This is a genomic window from Inquilinus sp. CA228, assembly GCF_052078665.1.
Classification (GTDB): Bacteria; Pseudomonadota; Alphaproteobacteria; order DSM-16000; family Inquilinaceae; genus Inquilinus.
The window spans coordinates 13,713-33,813 of record NZ_JBQJIK010000028.1 but is presented as its reverse complement, the minus strand read 5'-3'; the positions used below and the strand labels follow the sequence as shown (position 1 = coordinate 33,813).

Below are 20,101 nucleotides of genomic sequence, written 5' to 3'. Positions count from 1 at the left end.
ATTCTGGCAAGGAGGAAGCAATGGACCTTAGCACTCGTCTTGTCGATCTTCAGAAAAAAGTCACCGCTCATAGAGAAATTTTACTAACAGAAGAGGCAGCGAAGACAGCTCTTGTCATGCCATTTATTCAGGCGTTGGGTTACGATGTATTCAACCCTGGGGAAGTTGTGCCGGAATTCACTGCGGACGTCGGAACAAAAAAGGGCGAGAAAGTTGACTATGCCATTTGCAATGGCGGAAAAGTTTCCATTCTGATCGAATGCAAGCCTTCCAGCGCAGAGCTAAGCCTCAATCACGCTAGCCAGCTCTTCCGGTATTTCAGCGTCACAGATGCGAGATTAGCGGTCCTGACCAATGGTGTCGTGTATCATTTTTACTCGGATATAGATCGTCCTAACAAGATGGATGAAAAGCCATTCTATACTTTTTCTATCGAAGCCATCAAACCATCAGACGCAAAAATACTTGAGAAATTTGGAAAATCTTCGTTTGATATCGACCAGATCGTCCAGGAGGCAGGCAATCTAAAGATGCAGTCTCAGCTCAGAAAGGAGCTGGAAAAGGAGTTTAACGAACCCTCGGAGGATTTCGTCCGCATACTGGCCTCACGCGTTTATGGCGGACGGCTAACACCAGCAATCAAGGAAAGCTTCAGCAAGATACTGCCGGCAGTGATCGCCAGCCTGATCCGCGATCTGGTGAATGAGCGACTTTCTTCTGCCCTCAATGCCGCGGCTCCTGAAATCCCTGACGTTGTTGACAGCAACCCGGACGAAGCTGTGATGACAACACAGGAAGAAATTTCAGGCTTCCACATTATTCAAGCAATCGCCTCGCGGCTCACCAACCCAAAGCGCGTCGTGATCAGAGATGCGAAATCCTACTGCGCCGTGTTGCTGGACGACAACAATCGCAAGACCATCGCACGGCTGCACTTTAATGGGGTGACGACCAAGCTCCTTGGGCTATTCGACGGCAAGGAAGAGACCAGGCATTCGCTCTCCGATCTGACCGAGATCTACCAGTATATGCGCCAGATCGAGGCGCGGATTCGGGAGTTGGATCCGAGCATTCCAGTGCCATCTCAAGGCTGATAACCTCTTCCGGCAACCACGTTATCAGCCGACCGGAGCGCCAAGGATGCCCCGCACTCTAGAAGGCCGTTGCGCCTGCGGATCCGTGCGGTATCGGCTGCTGTCGCCGCCGATGTTCGTGCATTGCTGCCACTGCTGCGACTGCCAGCGGCAGACGGGCAGCGCCTTCGTGCTCAACGCCCTGATCGAGGCCGACCAGGTCGAGCTGCTGTCGGGAGAGCCTGAGCCCGTCGCCGTGCCGACCGACAGTGGCAAGCCGCATGTCATCCATCGCTGCCCCGCCTGCCGCACGGCGCTGTGGAGCACCTATAGCGGCCGCACCGCAGTGCGCTTCGTCCGCGTCGGCACGCTGGACGACCCGGCGGCGCTGCCGCCCGACGTGCACATCTTCACCCGGTCGAAGCTGCCCTGGGTGGTGCTGCCGGAGGGTGTCCCCGCCTTCGAGGTCTACTACGAGACGGAGACGCTCTGGCCCCAGGCCAGCCTGGACCGTCGGCGCGCCGCCCTCGGCGGCTGACCAGCCCCGACGGCCTCAGGCAAAAGCCGGCCGGGCGCCCTCGCCCATCCCGCGCGGCAGCGCCGCCACCGGCAGTTCCACCGGCGCCGGGGCGAACAGCAGGTCGGCGCGCGCCGCGGCCCAGGCCTTGTCCTTGGCCAGCGCCGCCGGGCGGTTGTCGGTGCGGCACAGCATCAGGGCGCCGGAGGGGTGCCGCCACAGGTCGAAGCCGAGCAGGTCGGGGAACTCGCGCAGCGCCGCCTGCAGCAGCGCCGCCGGGCCCTCCGCCGCCAACAGCCGCCGTGACAGGGTGTTGCGGTAGAGCTTCAGGCCATCCCGTTCCCGGACTTCCCGCGTGACCGCCATTTCCGGTCCCTCCTCTGCCCAGGGCCGCAACGCCTCGCGGCCCGATGGAGAGAACATAGTGCGAACACGGCAGGACGTCCAGCAAAAAGGAACATTTCGGGAACTGGCCGTTTCGTTCAAGCCGCGCGGCCCGGTCTGGCGCAAAATGCCGGGCCATCAATCCCGGAGGTCCGTCATGAGCCGAGCCCTTCCCTCCCGCACCCTCAGCGTCTGGATCGACCGCGACCCCGACGCCGTCTATGCCTTCCTGTCGGTCCCCGAAAACTTCATGCAATGGGCCAGCGGCCTCGCCGACTCGCTCGAGCGCGACGGCGACGGCTGGGTCGCCGACACGCCGGAGGGCACCGTGCAGGTCCGTTTCACCCCGCCCAACGCGTTCCGCATCGCCGACCACTGGGTCATCCCGCCGAGCGGCGCCGAGATCGCCCTGCCGATACGGGTGCTGGCCAATGGCGGCGGCAGCGAGGTGACGTTCCACCTGTTCCGCCAACCGGAGATGGACGACGCCCGCTTCGCCGCCGATGCCGAATGGGTCGAGCGCGACCTGGCGACGCTGAAGCAGGTGCTTGAGAGCGCATAGACGAACGTCGAATACGTCCCGCGGCGGCGCGGCTGCTAAAGTTGCACGATAGCGCGTCGTACTATAGGGGCGTTCGTCCTCACAAAAATCGGCGCGTCGACCACAATGATCAGGGAGGATGCGCCGATGACCGCTGTATCAGATGGCGAACTTCGAATACCGATCCGAACCCTCAGCAGAGCCGAGGAACGGAAGGTCATATTCGCATCGTCGCTGGGAACGGTGTTCGAGTGGTATGACTTCTACCTCTACGGTGCGCTCGCCACGTCGATCGCCAAGAACTTCTTCTCCGGCGTCAACCCGACCGCGGCCTTCATCTTCACCCTGCTGGCCTTCGCCGCCGGCTTCTTCGTCCGGCCGTTCGGCGCGCTGGTGTTCGGACGGCTCGGCGACCTGGTCGGCCGCAAATACACCTTCCTGGTCACCATCGTGATCATGGGCGTGTCGACCTCGGCGGTCGGCTTCCTGCCCGGCTACGAGGCGATCGGCATCGCCGCGCCGGTGATCCTGATCCTGCTGCGGCTGGCGCAGGGCCTGGCGCTGGGCGGCGAATACGGCGGCGCTGCGACCTATGTCGCCGAGCATGCGCCGCAGGGCAAGCGCGGCTTCTACACCGCCTGGATCCAGACCACCGCGACGCTGGGCCTGTTCCTGTCGCTGATCGTCATCCTGGCCTGCCGCATGTCGATGGACGCCGCGACCTTCGACGCCTGGGGCTGGCGGATCCCGTTCCTGGTCTCGATCATCCTGCTGGTGGTCTCGATCTGGATCCGGCTGCAGCTCAACGAATCGCCGCTGTTCCAGCAGATGAAGGCCGAGGGCAAGGGCTCCAAGGCGCCGCTGACCGAATCCTTCGCCCGCCGCGGCAACCTGAAGCTGGTGGTGCTGGCCCTGTTCGGCCTGACCGCTGGCCAGGCCGTGGTCTGGTACTGCGGCCAGTTCTACTCGCTGCTGTTCCTGACCAACACGTTGAAGGTCGACGCCCAGACCGCCAACCTGCTGGTCGCCGGGGCGCTGCTGCTCGCCACGCCGTTCTTCCTGGTGTTCGGCGCCCTGTCCGACAAGATCGGGCGCAAGCCGATCATCATGGCCGGCTGCCTGCTGGCGATCCTGACCTACTTCCCGCTGTTCCAGGCCCTGACCCACTACGCCAACCCGGCGCTGGAGGCGGCGCAGGCGTCGTCGCCGGTGAAGGTGATCGCCGACCCGGCCGAATGCAGCGTGCAGTTCAACCCGGTCGGCACGTCCAAGTTCACCAGCTCCTGCGACATCGCCAAGGCCGCGCTGGTCAAGGCCGGCGTGCCCTACAGCAACGAGGCCGCACCCGCCGGGTCGAAGGCCGAGATCGACGTCGGCAGCACCCGCATCACCGCCTATGATGCGACCGCGGCGGATGCGGCGACGGCGGGTCCCGCCTTCACCAAGGGCCTGGGCGACGCGCTGAAGACCGCCGGCTACCCGCCCTCGGCCGATCCGGAGCAGATCAACCACTTCATGGTGCTGCTGATCCTGTTCGTGCTGGTGCTCTACGTCACCATGGTCTACGGCCCGATCGCGGCGCTGCTGGTGGAGATGTTCCCGACCCGGATCCGCTACACCTCGATGTCGCTGCCTTACCACATCGGCAATGGCTGGTTCGGCGGCTTCCTGCCGGCGACCGCCTTCGCCATCGTCGCCGGCACCGGCAACATCTACAGCGGCCTGTGGTACCCGATCATCATCGCCGGCATCACCCTGGTCGTCGGCACCCTGTTCGTGCGCGACACCAGGCACGTCGATATCCGGGAGACCTGATCCGGCGGGAGACCTGATCCGGAACACTTGTATCGGCCCGGAGGCCGCGCCCAGAATGGCGCGGCCTCTTTCTTTGGACCGATATGACTGATGCGACCGTCGTTCTGATCGCCGACGACCACCCGCTGGTGCGCCGCGCCTTGGCCGAGACCCTGGCCGAGGTGATGTCGCCCGCCCCTGCCGTGATCCAGGCCGGCAGCTTCCCCGAGGTCCTGGTCCTGCTCGGCGACCGCACCGTCGACCTGCTGCTGCTCGACCTGTCGATGCCGGGCATGAACGGCTTCACCGGCCTGGCCGCGCTGCGCGCCGCCTTCCCCGCCGTCCCGGTGATCATGGTCACGGCCAATGAGGAGCCCGCCGTGATCCGGCAGGCGATGGAGTTCGGCGCCTCCGGTTACCTGCCGAAATCGACGCCGCTGGCCGAGATCGGCGACGCCATCGAGAGCGTGCTGGGCGGCGGCGTCTGGTTCCCCGAGGCCGCGACCGGGCCGTCCGGCACCGCGCCGGAACGCAGCGAGATGAGCCGCCGCGTGGGCGAGCTGACGCCGCAGCAGCTGCGGGTTCTCGTCTTGCTCACCGAAGGCAAGCTGAGCAAGCAGATCGCCTTCGAGATGTCGATCACCGAGGCCACGGTGAAGGCCCATCTGTCGCAGATCTTCCGCAAGCTCGGGGTGCAGAACCGGACCCAGGCGGTGATCGCGGTGCGCCGGAGCGGCCTGCTCGACCCCGCCGGCGGTCACTGACCGCTCAGACCGCCGGCATTTGCCGCACCGCCAGGCGCTGCACCAGCAGCGCCCGCAGCGCCGCCGGCTTGAGCGGCTTGTGCAGCAGCGGCAGGCCGCGGGCGCGGGCGGCGGCCTTCAGCGCCTCGGTGCGGTCCGCCGTCACCAGCGCGGCGGCCAGCGGATGGCCGACCGCCGCCTCCAGCGCATCGAGGACCTCGAGCCCGGTCTCCATCCCGGCGAGGTGATAGTCCAGCAGCACCATGTCCGGCGCGCGGCCGAGCGGCAGCAGCGCCTCCTTGGCCCCGGCCGCGTCGGTCGCCGCCAGCACGGTGCAGCCCCAGCCCTCCAGCAGCAGCCGGGTCGCGGTCAGGATGGCGTGGTCGTTGTCGACGCAAAGGACCAGGCGCCCGGCCAGGTCGGTGGCCGGCGATCGCGGCGGGCGCGTCTCGGCCGGCCGGGCCGCGACCGGTGTCTCCGACAACGGCAGCACAACCTCGAACACGCTGCCGCGGCCAGGCCAGGAGCGCACCGCCACCTGGTGGCCGAGCCGCGCCGCGATGCGTTCGACGATGGCGAGGCCGAGCCCCAGCCCCGCCGGCTCGTCCTCGCTGCCGGAGCCGAGGCGCCGGAACTCCTCGAAGATGGCGGTGAGCTGCTCCGGCGGGATGCCCGGCCCGGTGTCCCAGACCTGGATCACCAGGACACCATTCCGCCGCCGGCAGCCGACCAGCACCGTGCCCTGCCGGGTGTAGCGCACGGCGTTGGCGACGAAGTTCTGCACGATGCGGCGGACCAGCGCCGGATCGGTCAGCACGGCCGCGGTCGAGCGCGCGACCTTGAGGCGCAGGCCCCGGCGGCGCGCGATCGGCTCGAACGGCAGCGCGGCCATACGCAGGATCTCGTCCACCGCCACCGGCCGCGGCTGCGGCTCGACCGCGCCGGCGTCGAGCTTCGAGATCTCCAAGAGGGCCTGCAGCAGCTCCTCCACCGTGCCGAGCGAGCTGTCGATATGGCCGACCAGCGCCCCCTCGGGCCGCCGGCCCAGCCGCTCCGCCAGGGTGGCGGTCAGCAGGCGCGCGGCGTGGAACGGTTGCAGCAGGTCGTGGCTCGCCGCCGCCAGGAAGCGGGTCTTGCCGAGATTGGCCGCCTCGGCCGCCGCCTTCGCCGCCGCCAGCGCCTCGTTCAATGCGGTCAGCTCGCTTGTGCGCTCGGCGACGCGGCGCTCCAGCGTTTCGGCGGTCTCGCGCAGCACGGCCTCGGCCCGGCGCTGCTCGGTGATGTCCTGGTACAGGGTGAAGAAACCGATGACGCGGCCCTGCTCGTCCCGGTGCGGGATGTAGGTGCCGCGCGCCAGCTCGGCCCCGGCGGCGGCGAAGCCGATCTCGAACACCTGGCGCCGCCCGGCCAGCGCCGCGTCGATATAGGGCTTCAGCCGGCCGTAGCGGTCCTCGCCCAAAGCGGTGCGGATCGACAGGCCGTTGCTCTGCCCCCGCTCCAGCCCCAGCGCCTGCTCATAGGGGCGGTTGGTGAAGCGGTAGCGCTCCTCCCGGTCGACATAGGCGATCAGGACCGGGACGTTGTCGGTGTAGATGCGGATGCGCCGCTCGCTCTCGCGCAGCGCGTCCAGCGTCGTCACCCGCTCGGTGACATCGGTGCAGACCAGGACGAAGCCGCCATCCGGCATCGGGTTGGTCTGCAGCTCCAGCACCCTTCCGTCGGCGCCGCGCCGCTCATGGCTGTAGGCGCGCCGTCGCCGGTCGGGGTCGCGCTGCTCTTCCAGCAGCACCGAGAGGTCGAGCCCCGGCGCGCCGCCCGGTGCCGCCAGCGCCTGGAGCGGCATGCCGATCGCGACCTTCGGCTCGGCCAGGCCGAGGATCTCGACGAAGCGGCGGTTCCAGCCGGCGAGGCGCAGCTCGCGGTCGAACACGCCGATGCCCTGGCCGATGTTGTCGAGCGTGGCGCTCAACAGGTCGCGGTTGAAGAGGATCGCTTCCGACGCCTGGCGCAGCAGGGTCTGCGACCGGCCGATGGTGGAGCGGTGCCGGCGCATCGTGGCGGCCACCATGATGCGGGCCGAGGCGGCGCCGATCGCCCCACTCAGCAGCCGCTCGGTGTGGTCGGCCAGGTCGCGGTCGCGCAGCGCCGCCACCGGCCCATCGAAAGCCAGCTCGGCCCGGTCCGGGCCGATGAAGCGGGCGACCAGGGTCTTCAGATCGTCGAAGGCCGCGGCGCGGTGCGCGGCCTGCGGCCGCTGGCCGGCTTCGACCGCCGGGCCGATGAAGGCCTCCGCCTGCTCCCGGTCGCGCTCGCCCGCCTGCGCCAGCCGCGACACGCCGACCAGCAGCGCAGTGTTGAGCGCCAGGCTCCAGAAGGCGCCGCGGGTCAGGGCGTCGACATCATCGCCGATCCCCCACAGCGCCCCGTCGATTCCGAACAGCGGCACCGCGGACACCCAGTCGACCCCGGTCAGGGTCGGCGCCAGGAAGACCACGACCCAGACCAGGAAGCCGCCCGCCATGCCGGCGAAGGCGCCGTGGCGGTGCGCGCCGCGCCAGTACAGCCCGGCGATCAGCGCCGGCCCCAGCTGGGCCACGGCGCAGAAGGCGATCAGGCCGATCGAGGCCAGCGGCAGGCGCCCGCCGATCTCGGCGTGATAGGCATAGGCCAGCAGCAGGATGCCGAAGATCGCGATCCGGCGGATGCGCAGCACGGTGGGGCCGAGGTCGCCGTCGCCGCGCGCCGCCATGCCGCCGCGCAGCAGCAGCGGCAGCACCAGCTCGTTGCTGATCATGGTGCTGAGCGCCACGGTCTCGACGATCACCATGCCGGTGGCGGCCGACAGCCCGCCCAGGAACACGGCCAGCGACAGCAGCGGGTCGCCCGCCTGCATCGGCAGGGCCAGCACGAACAGGTCGGGGTCCGTCGTGGTACCGAGCAGCAGCAGCCCGGCCACGGCGAAGGCCGGGACGAACAGGTTGATGGCGCCGAGATAGGCCGGGAACAGCCAGCGCGCCGTGCGCAGGTCGGCCGCCCGGCCGCTTTCGACCACCCCGACATGGAACTGCCGCGGCAGGCACAGGAAGGCCAGCGCCGACATCACCGTGATCGACACCCATTCCGGCCCGACCGAGAAGCCCTCCAGCCGCGCCTGCAGCGCCGGCACCGACAGCAGCCGCGCCGCCAGGTCGCCCGGGCCGTCGAACATGGCGAAGGTGACGAACGCCCCGGCGGCGAGGATCGCGCCCAGCTTGACCAGGGATTCGAAGGCGATCGCCAGGATCATGCCCTGGTGCCGCTCATTCGCCTGGACGTGGCGGACGCCGAACAGGATGGCGAAGACCGCCATGGTCAGGGCGACATGCAGGGCGGTGTCGGTCCACACCGGCGCGCCCCCTCGTCCCCCCGGCCCGGTGGCCAGCGCGCCGAAGCTGAGCGACACGGCCTGCAGCTGCAGCGCGATATAGGGCAGCACGCCGACCAGCGCGATCAGGGTCGCCACCGCGGCGATGACGCGGCTCTTGCCGTAACGGGCGGCGATGAAGTCGGCGACCGAGGTGATGTTCTGCTCGCGCGCCACCCGGGTGATCTTCTTCATCATCGGGAAGCCGAGGGTGATCACCAGGATCGGCCCGACATAGATCAGGGTGAAGTCGAGCCCGTGCGACGCGGCGCGGCCGACACCGCCATAGAAGGTCCAGGAGGTGCAGTAGACCGCGAGCGAGAGGGCATAGACCGCCGGCTCACGCAGGCCGGAGCGCCAATAGGCCGGGCTGCGGTCGCCGATGAAGGCGACGGCGAAGAGCAGGCCGAGATAGCCGAGCGCGATCAGCCACAGCAGCCAGTCAGCCACCGCCCGCTCCCCGCATCCCGTGCTCGTTCCTCCCGGTCATGGCGCCAGCATAAGCCGGCAAGGGCCGCGCGCCGAGCGTTTCGGCGGGACTCAGCCGAAGAAGCGGGCCGGGCGGAAGGTCGCCAGCTCGGGCCGAGTGGCGCCGCGCAAGACCTCGTCGGCCACGGCGGCGCCGAGGACGGCGGCCAGGGTGACGCCGCTATGGGTCACGGCGGCGTAGTAGCCTTCGACCTGCGGCAGCAGGCCGACGGCAGAGTAGCTGTCCCTCGGCAGGGCACGGATGCCGAGGCGCACCGCTTCCAGCTCCACCGGCCCGATCGCCGGCAGGATGGCGCGGGCGCGCCGCAGCAGCTCGCGCATCTCCGGCAGGTCGACGCTGGGGCGCGGCGCCGTGGCCGGGTCGAACTCGTCGTCGTTGCGGCAGACCAGCAGACGGCCGGCGCCGTCCGGCCGGATGTCGCAGCCCGGCGCCTTCAGCAGGCGCTCGAGCCCGACCGCGACCGGCGGGGTGAAGGCCAGCAGCCCGGCGGTCGGCGCCAGCGGGATCCGCAGCGCCGGGTCGAAGCCGGCATCGTCGGCCCAGCGGCCGGTGCAGTTGACCACCAGGTCGGCGCCCTGCATCCGGCCATCCGCCATGGTCACGCCGGTGACCCGGCCGGACCGCAGCTCCACCCGCTCCACCCGGGCGCCGATCTCGACCCGCGCGCCGAGACGGCGGGCGGCGGCGAGCATGGAATGGGCATAGACCACCGGGTCGACCCAGCCCTCCTCCGGGAACCAGGCGACCGGCGCGTCGCCCACCGCCGCCGGATCGATGTCGGGCGCCAGCTCGCGCAGCTGCGCCGCCGAAATCCATTCGGCGGCATAGCCCCAGTCGCGCAGCCGCTCGAAGCGCCGGTGCTGCTCCGCCTGCCCCGCCTCGTCCGCCCATTCCAGGCTGCCGTTCAGGTGCAGCCAGGGCGTCGCCGCGAACTCGTGGCGCAGCGCCGCATGCGCCTTCATCCCGGCGACGTTGAGGTCGTGATAGGCCCGCGGCGTCTTGCCGTGCGAATTGACCCAGGCGAAGCTGGTGCCGGAGGTGCCGGCGCCGATCCGCGTCGCCTCCAGCACCGTGACCGACGCGCCGCCCTGTGCCAGGCCAGCCTGCGCCAGGCGGTACGCCACCGAAGCGCCGATGACCCCCGCGCCGATCACGATGATGGAAGCCATCTTCTCAACCCTCAGTTCTTCTTCGTCTCTTCCAGATAGAACCGGCCGAGCGGGTTCTGGCCGAAATTCTCGATGTTCTTGCGCGACACGCTGAGATACGGGCTGTAGTACAGGTCGATCCAGTGGGCGTCGGCCTTGGCCATCTTCTGCAGGTCGACATACATCGCCTCGCGCTTGGCCGGGTCGGACTCGACCCGGGCTTCGGCCACCAGCGCCTTCACCCGGTCGTTCTGGTACCGGGTCATGTAGTTCAGGTTGGTGTCGTGACCCAGCACGAAGGTCGTCTTCTGGTCGGGGTCGATGATATCGTTGGTCCAGTAGTTCATCGCCATGTCGTAGTCGCCCGCGACCTCCATGTCCCAGGTCTGGCTGGGGTCGACCTTCTGCAGATTGGCGGTGATGCCGACCTTGGCCAGCTGCTGCTGCACCAGCACCGACACCTGCTCGTCCACCGTGTCGCCGGTCTGCACGAGGTAGGTCAGGGTGACGTTGTCGACGCCCGCCTGCTTGAGCAGCGCCTTCGCCTTCTCCGGATCATAGGGCCGGGCGCCGTTCTCCGCGGTGTAGTACAGCGCCCCCTTCGGGATGTAGGAGTTGGCGATGCTGCCGGCACCGAAGGTCACGGTGTCGACGATCGACTTCTTGTCGATGGCGAAGTCGATCGCCTGCCGCACCTCGAGCTTGTCGAGCGGCGGGTGCGAATGGTTCAGCAGCAGGTGGTCCTCGCGGGTCGAAGGGTCCTTGTGGACCATCAGGTTCGGGTCCTTCTCCAGCTCCGCCACCTTGGCGAAGGGCACGAAGATCGCGGCGTCGAGCTCGCCGGCCTGGACCTTCAGCATGCGGGTGTTGTCGTCGGGGATCGAGATCCATTCGACGCCGTCGAGGCTGACCTGGTCGGCCTGCCAGAAGTTGGGGTTCTTCTTCAGCACCACCTTCTCGCCGCGGCGCCATTCCTCGACCTGGAAGGCGCCGGAGCCGACCGGCTTCTCGGCAAAGGCGTCCTCGCCCGCCTTCATCGCCTTCTCCGAAACGATCGAGGCGCCGGGCATCGCCAGCGTCGCCAGGAACGGCACCATCGGCTGGTTCAGCGTGATCACCAGCGTGTGGTCGTCCTTGGCCTCTGCCGTCTTGATCACCTTGTAGGTGTCGCTCCACAGCGACCCGGGGTCGTCGCGGATGCGGGTCAGCGAGAAGGCGGCGTCCGACGCCGTCACCGGGCTGCCGTCGGAGAATTTCGCGTCGCGGATCTTGAGGGTGTAGACCGTGCCGTCGTCGGAGACGGTCCAGCTTTCGGCCAGGCCGGGCACCAGCGTCTGGCCGGATTTGTCGACCCGCACCAGCACGTCGAAGACATTCGAGAACACCCAGAAATCGACGTTCTGCGAGGTCTTGATCGGGTCGAAGGTGGTGCCGTCCTCGCGCCGGCCGATGGTCAGCACGCCTGCCGCCTCGGCCGCCGCGCCGCCGGCGACCAGCGCCGCCAGGAACGCGGCCGACGCGATCCCGAGATGTCTCCTGGTCCTTATCATCGTGAGCCTCCGTTGTTGCCCCGTCTCAGTTTGCGGGGATTGCAGGATAGAGATGGCAGGCCGTGAAGCGCCCGTCGACCGGCCGCAGCGCCGGCGGCGCCCCGGCCCGGCACTCCGCCATGGCGAAGGGGCAGCGCGGATGGAAGGCGCAGCCCGGCGGCAGGTCGAGCGGGCTCGGCGGCTCGCCGCCCAGCAGGTCCGCGGGCAGTGTGCGGTCGGGGTCGATCTCCGGGATCGCCCGCACCAGCGCCTGGGTGTAGGGGTGCTTCGGCGCGGCGAACACCGCCTCGGCCGCCCCCTCCTCCACGATCCGGCCGAGATACATCACCGCCACCCGGTCGCACAGCCGGCGGACCACGGCGAGGTCGTGGGCGATGAAGATCAGCGCCAGGTTCATCCGGGCCTTCAGCTCGATCAGCAGGTTGATGATCTGGGCCTGGATCGAGACATCGAGCGCGGCGACGCATTCATCGGCGATGATCAGCCTCGGCTCGACCGCCAGCGCGCGGGCGATGCCGACGCGCTGGCACTGGCCGCCGGACAGCTCGACCGGGCGGCGGCCCGCATGTTCCGGCCTGAGGCCGACCAGGGTCAGCAGCTCCGCCACCCGCGCCGGGATGCGGTCGCGCGGCACCTTGCGGTGGACCCGCAGCACCTCGGCGATCGCCTCGCCCACCGCCATGCGCGGGTTCAGCGCGCCATACGGGTCCTGGAAGATCATCGCCGTCTCGCGGCGCAGGCGGGCGACGCCGGCACGGCCGCCCGACGCCACGTCGGCGCCGCCGAAGCGGATGGCGCCGCCGGTGATCTCGCCGAGCCGCAGGATGGCGCGGCCGAGCGTGCTCTTGCCGCAGCCGGATTCGCCGACCAGGCCCAGCGCCTCGCCCGGCGCCAGGGTGAAGGAGACGCCGTTGACCGCCCGCACCAGCCGCGGCGAGCGCCCGGGCAGCGGCAGGCCGCCGGCGCGGAAATGGACCTCGAGGTCCTGGACGTCGAGCAGCGTCATGCCGCGTCCCCCAACGCCCGGTGGCAGGCCGCCATATGGCCCGGCTCCGGCCAGGACGGATCCGGCCGCACCGCCGTGCAGCGGTCGAAGGCGCGGTCGCAGCGCGGGTGGAAGCGGCAGCCGGAGGGCAGATCGGCCAAAGCCGGCGGCTGGCCGGGAATGAAGGGTAGCAGGCCGGCGCTGCCGCCATGGGCGGGCTGGCAGGCGATCAGCCGGGCCGTGTAGGGGTGCCGCGGCGCCGCCAGCACGGCCCGCTTGGCCCCCGCCTCGCACAGCGTGCCGCCATACATCACGGCGATGCGGTCGCAGCTTTGCGCCACCACGCCGAGGTCGTGGGTGATCAGGATGATGGCCAGGCCGCGCCGGTCGCGCAGGTCCAGCAGCAGCCGCAGGATCTGCGCCTGCACGGTGACGTCCAGCGCCGTGGTCGGCTCGTCGGCGATCAGCACCTCCGGGTCGCAGGCCAGCGCCGTGGCGATCATCGCCCGCTGCCGCATGCCGCCGGAGAACTCATGCGGATAGCCGCCGGCCCGCCGCTCCGGGTCCGGGATGCCGACCTGGCGCAGCAGGTCCACGGCGGCGGCCCGCGCCTCGCGCTTCGAGGCGCCGCGGTGCAGCCGGATGCCCTCGGCGATCTGGTCGCCGATCCGCATCACCGGGTCGAGATGGCTGGACGGGTTCTGGAAGATCATGCCGATCTCGCGCCCGCGCACCCGGCGCAGCGCCTCCGGCTCCAACGCCGCCAGGTCGCGGCCCTTGAGCCACACCGAGCCGCCGGCGATGCGCAGGCTCCCCGGCAAGAGGCCGATCAGCGCCCGGCAGGTGACGCTCTTGCCCGAGCCACTCTCGCCCACCAGCCCGATCACCTGCCCTGCCTCGAGCGCGAAGGAGACGCGGTCGACGATGGTCGTCACCTCTCCCGCCCGGGTCAGGGCCACCGACAGGTCGCGCACCTCCAAGAGCGGCGCGGTCATTCCTTCACCCCGAGCCATTCGCCGAAGCCGTCGCCGAGCAGGCTGAAGCCGAGCGCGATCACGGCCAGCGCCACGCCCGGGAAGGCGGCGATCCACCAGGCACGGATGATGAAGTTCTGGCTTTCCGCCACCATCAGCCCCCATTCCGCCGTCGGCGGCTGCACCCCAAGGCCGAGATAGCTGATCGAGGCACCGAGCAGCATGGTCAGCACCACGTCGGACATCGAGAACACGATCGAGCTGACCATCGCATTCGGCAGGATGTGCCGGGCCATGATGCGGAGATGGCCGTAGCCGAGGCTGCGCGCGGCGGTGACGAAATCGCTGGCCTTCAGCACCAGCACCTGGGCCCGGACCAGCCGGGCGTAAGAGACCCAGCCGACCAGGGCCATGGCGATGAAGAAGCTGCCGAGGCCGGGGCCGAGGATGGCGATGATCGCCAGCATCAGCACCAGGAAAGGAAAGGCGATGACGATGTCGACCACCCGCATCACCACGACGTCGACCCAGCCGCCGAAATAGCCGGAGACGCAGCCGACCGCGGTGCCGAGCAGGAACGGGATCAGCACGCCGAATACGCCCATCATCAGGTCGATCCGGGCGCTCCAGATCATCCGGGACAGCACGTCGCGGCCGAAATTGTCGGTGCCGAGCCAATGCCCCGGCCCGGGCGGCAGCAGCGCGTTTGCGGTGTCCTGGGCGATCGGGTCGTAGGGCGCCAGTACGGGCGCCAGCAGCGCCGTCAGCACAAAGAAGCCGACGATGCCGGCACCCCACCACAGCGCGCCCGGCACCCGCGGCAGCCTGAGCCTCAGCCGCAGCCGGGCGGTGGGCGTGCCGGCGACGGCGCTCACAGCTTCACCCGCGGGTCGAGGGCGACGGTCAGGATGTCGGCCAGGAAGTTCACCGTGACGCTGGCCACGGCGAAGGCCATGGCCACGCCCTGCACCACCATGTAGTCGCGGGTGAAGATGCCGCGCACCAGCAGTTGGCCCATGCCGGGGATCGAGAACACGTTCTCGATGATCACGGTGCCGCCGATCAGCCAGCCGATGTTGACTGCCAGCAGGTTGATGGTCGGGACGATGGCGTTGGGCACGACATGGCGCCAGAATACCATGCCCTCGGGCAGGCCGCGCGCCCGTGCGGCGGTGGCCTGGTCGGAGCGCAGCTCGGCGATCATCGCGGCCCGCAGCGTCCGGGTCAGCACCGCCGACAGCGCCAGGGCGATGGTCAGCCAGGGCAGCACCAGGTGGTGCAGCCGGTCGGCCCAGTCGTCGCCGTAGCCCGCCACCGGGAACAGGCCCAGCGTCACGCTGAACAGGAGGATCAGCATGATCCCCAGCCAGAACGGCGGCAGGCCGAGCCCGGTGGTGGAGACGATGCGGATGGCGTGGTCGGCCAGCCGGCCGCGGCGACGCGCGGCGATGGCGGCGAAGGGCACGGCGATCAGCAGCGACAGCAGCACAGCGCCGAACACCAGCAGCAGGGTCGGCTCGATCCGCTCGGCGATCAGGCGCAGCACCGGGACCCTGTACAGGATCGACCGGCCCATCTCGCCCTGGGACAGGTTCTGCAGGAACAGGCCGTATTGCGTCCACAGCGGCTCGTCCAGCCCGAACTGGGCGCGGATCCGGGCGATCGCGTCCGGCGTCGCCTTGGTGCCGAGCAGCACCCGCGCCGGATCGCCGGGGATCGAGCGGATCAGCACGAAGGTGATGACGCTGATGCCGAACAGCACCGGGATCAGCTGCAGCGGACGGGTCAGGACGAAGCGGAAGCGGTGCATCGACGGTCAGCCTCTTCCCGCGTTCAGGCGAGGCCGGCTCTCCCCCTCACCCTCCCGCCGCCTTCGGCGTCGGGCCCCGCCCTCTCCCCAAGGAGAGGGAATCTTCACCTCTCTTTGGGGAGAGGTCGAAATCGCGTCAGCGATTTCGGGTGAGGGGGCGGCTCCGGCCCATCCGCCCTGCGGACAGTCCGGCATCAGGCGGCCCGGTTCTGTTCGAGGAAGTCGAGCAGCACCGGGTAATAGGCGTGCGGCTCCTCGTAGAACGGCATGTGGCTGGAGTTGGGGAAGACATGCAGCCGGGCGTTCGGCAGCGCCAGCTTCATGCGCAGCGCGCAGGCCGGCGTCAGCTCGTCATGCTGGCCGCAGGTGATCAGCACCGGCACGGTGATCCGGCGCATGTCGGGCAGCCGGTTCCAGTCCTTCAGATTGCCGGTGTAGAGGAACTCGTTGGGGCCCTGGATGGTGCCGTAGGGGCCCATGTTCCAGTCGTCGAGCGACCGCTTGACCGGCGCCGGCCAGTGGTCCAGCCGGCAGACATGGCGGTGGTTCAGGATGGTGATCGCCGCCTGGTACACCGGGTGGTCCAGCGTGCCCTCGGCCTCGTGCCGCTGCATCATCGCCACGGTCTCGGGGCCGAGCGCCGCGCGCAGCCGCTCCAGCTCGCCGATCAGATGCGGGATGTCGGCGGCGGTGTCTTCCAGGATCACCGTCTTCAGCGCCTCGGGGTGGGTCAGCGCGTATTCGACGCCGAGCCAGCCGCCCCAGGAATGGCCCAGCAGATGCACCCGGCCGAGGCCGAGCGCCTGCCGCACCGTCTCCACCTCTTCGACATAGCGGGTGATGGTCCACAGCGACGGGTCGGTCGGCCGGTCCGACGCGCCGGTGCCGAGCTGGTCGAAGGCGACGACGCGGTAGCCCTGGTCGATCAGGCAGGAATGGGCGTCGCGCAGATAGTCACAGGGCAGCCCCGGGCCGCCGTTCAGGCACAGCACCGTCTCCGGCCCCGAGCCGAAGCTGTAGGCCACCACCTTGTGGCCATCGACACGAATCTCGTCCCGCCGATCCGGCGCGATCTCCCGCCACATCCTGCCATCCCCGTCATGATCTTTTTTGCGTCGCGAAACGCTAGACTGATCGGACAAATCAGACAAGACGGCCGACAGGGAAGATCATGACCCGCGGTCGCCGTGCCGACGCGCTTGATCGGCTCGATCCGACGGCCCGCACGGGCAACGTCGAAAAAATCGCATGGCATCGTCCGTTTGGAGGATGGCGACGTCGCGGAACCGCCCGATGATGTCGGCCTATTCTGCATGGCCCTTTCTCGAGAGCTCATTTCCAAGGAGGCATATCATGATGCTGGACGCCGTTCTGGGGCGCGCGCATTCCGCCGTCGGCCAGGGGATTCGCTACAAGCTGGGCAAGGGCGGCATGAACCCGGGCTCGCCCACCCCGGCCGCCGGCGGGCAATGCGACTGCACCGGCTTCGTCGCCTGGTGTTTCGGCTTCAGCCGGATGATGACCGAGCACTTCTACGTCCGGTTCAACAACGGCTGGTTCGAGACCACCGCGGTCTGGACCGACATCGGCAAGAGCACAGGGATCATGGAGGAGAGCCAGAGCCGGCCGGGCGCCGTGATCGTCTTCCCGGACAGCAACGGCCATCAGGGCCATATCGGGATCATCCTCGACGACACCCACGTCGTTCATTGCTCCAAGGGCAACGACACGAGGTTCGGGGATTCGATCCAGGTCACCGACCTCGCTGTCTTCCAGAAGCCCAATCGCCGGATCGGATGGCTGGTCGGTCTCAACTGAATCGAGATCGAAACCACGTCGGACGGCTCTGGCTCGCCGGGCCTGGCTTCGCCCCGATGATCGCGAGCGCCCCCGGCACCGCTTCGGTCCGGACGGCCTGGAGACCAAAAGCCGCAAGCGACGACCGGATCGTCTCGACGGTTCGGTCCGCCGGCTCGTCGTAAATGATCCAGACCTCCCCTCCCGGGCGCAGGCTGCGGACGACATGCGGCAGGGCCAGGCCGGGACGGGTCCAGAAGCTGTTCGCGCGGATGGCAAAGATCCGGTCGAAGCCGCCCGGCTCCACCGGCCCGTGCTCGATGTCGCCCTTCAAGATGCTCACCCGCCCGGCCGCTATTGCCGCCGCGTTGACGGTCCGCGCCCGCGCCGCGGCGGTGTCGGAGCGGTCGATGGCGACCACGGTCGCGGTCGGCGCGCGGGTCATCACCGCCTGGATCGCCTGGCCGGTGCCGCAGCCGATCTCCAGCAGCCTCTCCCCCGGCCGCGGAGCCAGCAGGTCGACCGCGGCCAGGATGCGCGGAGAGACCGGCCCGGTCACGCCTTGCCGTAAACCGGCACGATCGCGCCACGGCCGACCTTATTGGCCGGCGAGGACAGGTGCAGGATGGTCGCCGCCACCTCCTCCACCTTCGGCCAGGCGGCGGGGTCGGCCTTGGGCATGGCGGCGCGGTTGGCCGGGGTGTCCATGATCGAGGGGGCCACCGCGTTCACCAGGATGCCCTGCCCCGCAACCTCCTGCGCCAGCGCCACGGTCAGGGCGGCCAGCGCCGCCTTGGACGCGGTGTAGGCGGTCATGCCGGCGCCCTGGCGCCATTCCAGCGCCGGCCGGGCCGCGACATTGACGATGCGGCCGCCGCCCTGCCCGATCGCCGCGACAGCGGCACGGCAGCACAGGAAGGCGCTGATCAGGTTGGTGTCGAGCTGCCGCTGCAGCATCGACTTGTCGGTGTCGCCGACCGGTGCCATGGCGAAGCCGCCGGCGACATGGATCGAGGCCCAGAGTCCGGGCAGCGCCCCGTAGAACGCCGCCACCGACGCCTCGTCGGTCAGGTCCGGCACCGGCGACAGCACCACCCGGTCATGGCCGCGATGGGCAAAGCGGCGCGAATCCTTCAGGTCGCGGACCGGGACGTGGCAGGTGGCACCGGCCTCGAGCAGCAGCCCGACCACCGCCGCGCCGAGCGCGCCGGTGCCGCCGGTGATCACGACATGACGATCCTGGAACTCCATGAAACCTCCTCAGCCCGGGCGGCGATCCTCGAGGATCATCGCCGATGCCTTCTCGGCGATCATGATGGTGGGCGCGTTGGTGTTGCCCGAGGTGATGGTCGGCATGATCGAGGCGTCGGCGATGCGCAACCCCGCCAAACCGCGCACCCGCAGCCGCTCGTCGACCACGGCCAGCGGGTCCCGGCCCATCTTGCAGGTGCCGACCGGGTGGAAGATGGTGGTGGCGATGTCGCCCGCCGCCCGCATCAACTCGGCCTCGTCCTGCAGCGCCGGGCCCGGCCGCAGCTCCTCCGGCGCATAGCGGGCCAGGGCCGGCGCCGCGGCGATTCGCCGGGTCAGCCGGATGGCGTCGACGGCCACGAGGCGGTCCGCCTCCTCCGACAGGTAGTTCGGCCGGATCGCCGGCGACGCCGTCGGGTCCGGGCTCTTGATCCGGATCGAACCGCGGCTGTGCGGCCGCAGGTTGCAGACCGAGGCGGTGAAGGCCGGAGTGCTGTGCAGCGGCTCGCCGAACCGGTCGAGGCTGAGCGGCTGGACATGGTATTCGAGATTGGCCGTCTCCTGCGCCGCGTCGCTGCGGGCGAAGGCGCCGAGCTGGCTCGGCGCCATGCTCAGCGGGCCGCTGCGGAACAGCGCGTATTCGACGCCCATGCCGATGCGGCCGAGCAGCCGGTTCGCCCGCTCGTTCAGGGTCGGCACGCCCTTGACCTTGTAGACCAGGCGCAGCTGCAGATGGTCCTGCAGGTTCTCGCCCACCCCCGGCAGGTCGTGCACCGGCTGCACGTCGTGCGCGGCCAGGAGATCGGCCGGGCCGATGCCGGAATGCTGCAGGATGGCCGGGGAGCCGACGGCGCCGGCGGCCAGGACCACCTCCCCCGCCGCGGCATAGGCCTCGGTGCCGTCCGGCCGGCGGAACACCACGCCGGCGACGCGCTTGCCCTCGAGATGCAGCTTCAGCACCTGGGCGTGGGTCTCGACCGCCAGGTTGGGCCGCTTCAGCGCCGGCTTGAGGAATCCCTTGGCCGTGGTCCAGCGGATGCCGCGGCGCTGGTTCACCTGGAAATAGCCGCAGCCCTCGTTGTCGCCGGTGTTGAAATCCTCGGTCGGCGGGATGCCGGCCTCGGCCGCGGCCTGGCGGAAGGCGTCGAGGATTTTCCAGGACAGGCGCTGCGGCTCGACCCGCCATTCGCCGCCGGCGCCGTGGAAGGCCGAGCGGCCCTGCCAATGATCCTCCGACCGGATGAAATGGGGCAGCACGTCGTCCCAGCCCCAGCCGGCATTGCCGAGCTGCCGCCACTGGTCGTAGTCGCGCGCCTGGCCGCGCATGTAGATCATGCCGTTGATGGCGGAGCAGCCGCCCAGCACCTTGCCGCGCGGATAGTTGATCGCGCGGCCGCCCAGCCCGGCCTCGTGCTCGGTCTTGAAGCACCAGTCGAGGCGCGGGTCGCCATGGGTGTAGAGATAGCCGACGGGAATATGGACCCAGATGGTGCCCGGCTTGCCCCCGGCCTCCAGCAGCAGCACCGAGGCCTTCGGGTCGGCCGACAGGCGGTTGGCCAGCACGCAGCCGGCCGAGCCGGCGCCGACGATGACAGTGTCGAACGTTCCGATCGTCCGCGTCATCGGCCCGCCATCTGCTTC

At 69.3% G+C, this 20,101-nt stretch carries 18 protein-coding genes; 6 read left to right on the top strand and 12 right to left on the bottom strand.

The features are described from left to right. Positions 1–20: 20 nt before the first annotated feature. Positions 21–1,094, top strand: coding sequence for a type I restriction endonuclease (locus tag ACTOWL_RS15820; RefSeq protein ID WP_441322208.1), 1,074 nt, complete (start codon positions 21–23; stop codon positions 1,092–1,094). Between the two features lie 46 nt (positions 1,095–1,140). Continuing rightward, positions 1,141–1,611, top strand: coding sequence for a GFA family protein (locus ACTOWL_RS15815; RefSeq protein ID WP_441322207.1), 471 nt, complete (start codon positions 1,141–1,143; stop codon positions 1,609–1,611). A gap of 15 nt (positions 1,612–1,626) precedes the next feature. Here ACTOWL_RS15815 and ACTOWL_RS15810 read toward each other — a convergent pair whose 3' ends face one another. Continuing rightward, positions 1,627–1,956, bottom strand: coding sequence for a hypothetical protein (locus tag ACTOWL_RS15810; RefSeq protein WP_441322206.1), 330 nt, complete (start codon positions 1,954–1,956; stop codon positions 1,627–1,629). 175 nt (positions 1,957–2,131) lie between these two features. Between ACTOWL_RS15810 and ACTOWL_RS15805 the strand changes: the two genes are divergently transcribed. The 3 genes from ACTOWL_RS15805 (at position 2,132) to ACTOWL_RS15795 (ending at position 5,073) form a co-directional block, all read left to right on the top strand. Beyond that, positions 2,132–2,536 (top strand): hypothetical protein, encoded by a 405-nt coding sequence (locus ACTOWL_RS15805; RefSeq protein ID WP_441322205.1) that lies wholly within the window; start codon positions 2,132–2,134, stop codon positions 2,534–2,536. A 126-nt stretch (positions 2,537–2,662) separates the two neighbouring features. Further along, on the top strand, positions 2,663–4,330 hold the full coding sequence (locus tag ACTOWL_RS15800; protein ID WP_441322204.1) for an MFS transporter: 1,668 nt from the start codon (positions 2,663–2,665) through the stop codon (positions 4,328–4,330). 83 nt (positions 4,331–4,413) lie between these two features. Beyond that, on the top strand, positions 4,414–5,073 hold the full coding sequence (locus tag ACTOWL_RS15795; protein ID WP_441322203.1) for a response regulator transcription factor: 660 nt from the start codon (positions 4,414–4,416) through the stop codon (positions 5,071–5,073). Between the two features lie 4 nt (positions 5,074–5,077). On the opposite strand, the gene ACTOWL_RS15790 is transcribed toward ACTOWL_RS15795, so the two are convergent. The 8 genes from ACTOWL_RS15790 to ACTOWL_RS15755 all read right to left on the bottom strand — a co-directional run bounded on the left by ACTOWL_RS15790 (position 5,078) and on the right by ACTOWL_RS15755 (position 16,497). Further along, positions 5,078–8,905, bottom strand: a complete 3,828-nt coding sequence (locus ACTOWL_RS15790) for a NahK/ErcS family hybrid sensor histidine kinase/response regulator (protein ID WP_441322202.1) — start codon at positions 8,903–8,905, stop codon at positions 5,078–5,080. A gap of 90 nt (positions 8,906–8,995) precedes the next feature. Further along, positions 8,996–10,114, bottom strand: a complete 1,119-nt coding sequence (locus ACTOWL_RS15785) for an NAD(P)/FAD-dependent oxidoreductase (protein WP_441322201.1) — start codon at positions 10,112–10,114, stop codon at positions 8,996–8,998. Between the two features lie 11 nt (positions 10,115–10,125). Continuing rightward, the gene (locus ACTOWL_RS15780) at positions 10,126–11,643 is read right to left on the bottom strand and encodes an ABC transporter substrate-binding protein (RefSeq protein WP_441322200.1); all 1,518 of its coding nucleotides are present in this window, start codon (positions 11,641–11,643) and stop codon (positions 10,126–10,128) included. A gap of 25 nt (positions 11,644–11,668) precedes the next feature. Then, the gene (locus ACTOWL_RS15775; RefSeq protein WP_441322199.1) at positions 11,669–12,649 is read right to left on the bottom strand and encodes an ABC transporter ATP-binding protein; all 981 of its coding nucleotides are present in this window, start codon (positions 12,647–12,649) and stop codon (positions 11,669–11,671) included. Beyond that, the gene (locus ACTOWL_RS15770) at positions 12,646–13,623 is read right to left on the bottom strand and encodes an ABC transporter ATP-binding protein (protein ID WP_441322198.1); all 978 of its coding nucleotides are present in this window, start codon (positions 13,621–13,623) and stop codon (positions 12,646–12,648) included. The genes ACTOWL_RS15775 and ACTOWL_RS15770 overlap by 4 nt, the downstream gene beginning before the upstream one ends. Further along, on the bottom strand, positions 13,620–14,477 hold the full coding sequence (locus tag ACTOWL_RS15765) for an ABC transporter permease (RefSeq protein ID WP_441322197.1): 858 nt from the start codon (positions 14,475–14,477) through the stop codon (positions 13,620–13,622). The genes ACTOWL_RS15770 and ACTOWL_RS15765 overlap by 4 nt, the downstream gene beginning before the upstream one ends. Beyond that, complete coding sequence (locus ACTOWL_RS15760) at positions 14,474–15,412, bottom strand: ABC transporter permease (protein WP_441322196.1); 939 nt, start codon at positions 15,410–15,412, stop codon at positions 14,474–14,476. The genes ACTOWL_RS15765 and ACTOWL_RS15760 overlap by 4 nt, the downstream gene beginning before the upstream one ends. A gap of 194 nt (positions 15,413–15,606) precedes the next feature. Further along, on the bottom strand, positions 15,607–16,497 hold the full coding sequence (locus ACTOWL_RS15755; RefSeq protein WP_441322195.1) for a proline iminopeptidase-family hydrolase: 891 nt from the start codon (positions 16,495–16,497) through the stop codon (positions 15,607–15,609). Positions 16,498–16,765: 268 nt separating this feature from the next. On the opposite strand from ACTOWL_RS15755, the gene ACTOWL_RS15750 reads away from it, so the two are divergent. Further along, complete coding sequence (locus ACTOWL_RS15750) at positions 16,766–17,230, top strand: CHAP domain-containing protein (RefSeq protein ID WP_441322194.1); 465 nt, start codon at positions 16,766–16,768, stop codon at positions 17,228–17,230. On the opposite strand, the gene ACTOWL_RS15745 is transcribed toward ACTOWL_RS15750, so the two are convergent. The 3 genes from ACTOWL_RS15745 to ACTOWL_RS15735 are packed head-to-tail and all read right to left on the bottom strand — an operon-like array spanning position 17,223 to position 20,083. Further along, the gene (locus ACTOWL_RS15745; protein ID WP_441322193.1) at positions 17,223–17,768 is read right to left on the bottom strand and encodes a class I SAM-dependent methyltransferase; all 546 of its coding nucleotides are present in this window, start codon (positions 17,766–17,768) and stop codon (positions 17,223–17,225) included. The genes ACTOWL_RS15750 and ACTOWL_RS15745 overlap by 8 nt on opposite strands. After that, on the bottom strand, positions 17,765–18,460 hold the full coding sequence (locus tag ACTOWL_RS15740) for an SDR family NAD(P)-dependent oxidoreductase (protein ID WP_441322192.1): 696 nt from the start codon (positions 18,458–18,460) through the stop codon (positions 17,765–17,767). The genes ACTOWL_RS15745 and ACTOWL_RS15740 overlap by 4 nt, the downstream gene beginning before the upstream one ends. 9 nt (positions 18,461–18,469) lie before the next feature. Next, the gene (locus ACTOWL_RS15735) at positions 18,470–20,083 is read right to left on the bottom strand and encodes a GMC family oxidoreductase (RefSeq protein WP_441322191.1); all 1,614 of its coding nucleotides are present in this window, start codon (positions 20,081–20,083) and stop codon (positions 18,470–18,472) included. Positions 20,084–20,101 lie beyond the last annotated feature (18 nt).

Coding starts and splice junctions, on each gene's coding strand:
- ACTOWL_RS15820 (WP_441322208.1), top strand. CDS start 21: ATGGACCTTAGCACTCGTCTTGTCGATCTTCAGAAAAAAGTCACCGCT.
- ACTOWL_RS15815 (WP_441322207.1), top strand. CDS start 1,141: ATGCCCCGCACTCTAGAAGGCCGTTGCGCCTGCGGATCCGTGCGGTAT.
- ACTOWL_RS15810 (WP_441322206.1), bottom strand. CDS start 1,956: ATGGCGGTCACGCGGGAAGTCCGGGAACGGGATGGCCTGAAGCTCTAC.
- ACTOWL_RS15805 (WP_441322205.1), top strand. CDS start 2,132: ATGAGCCGAGCCCTTCCCTCCCGCACCCTCAGCGTCTGGATCGACCGC.
- ACTOWL_RS15800 (WP_441322204.1), top strand. CDS start 2,663: ATGACCGCTGTATCAGATGGCGAACTTCGAATACCGATCCGAACCCTC.
- ACTOWL_RS15795 (WP_441322203.1), top strand. CDS start 4,414: ATGACTGATGCGACCGTCGTTCTGATCGCCGACGACCACCCGCTGGTG.
- ACTOWL_RS15785 (WP_441322201.1), bottom strand. CDS start 10,114: ATGGCTTCCATCATCGTGATCGGCGCGGGGGTCATCGGCGCTTCGGTG.
- ACTOWL_RS15780 (WP_441322200.1), bottom strand. CDS start 11,643: ATGATAAGGACCAGGAGACATCTCGGGATCGCGTCGGCCGCGTTCCTG.
- ACTOWL_RS15775 (WP_441322199.1), bottom strand. CDS start 12,649: ATGACGCTGCTCGACGTCCAGGACCTCGAGGTCCATTTCCGCGCCGGC.
- ACTOWL_RS15770 (WP_441322198.1), bottom strand. CDS start 13,623: ATGACCGCGCCGCTCTTGGAGGTGCGCGACCTGTCGGTGGCCCTGACC.
- ACTOWL_RS15760 (WP_441322196.1), bottom strand. CDS start 15,412: ATGCACCGCTTCCGCTTCGTCCTGACCCGTCCGCTGCAGCTGATCCCG.
- ACTOWL_RS15755 (WP_441322195.1), bottom strand. CDS start 16,497: ATGTGGCGGGAGATCGCGCCGGATCGGCGGGACGAGATTCGTGTCGAT.
- ACTOWL_RS15750 (WP_441322194.1), top strand. CDS start 16,766: ATGATGCTGGACGCCGTTCTGGGGCGCGCGCATTCCGCCGTCGGCCAG.
- ACTOWL_RS15740 (WP_441322192.1), bottom strand. CDS start 18,460: ATGGAGTTCCAGGATCGTCATGTCGTGATCACCGGCGGCACCGGCGCG.
- ACTOWL_RS15735 (WP_441322191.1), bottom strand. CDS start 20,083: ATGACGCGGACGATCGGAACGTTCGACACTGTCATCGTCGGCGCCGGC.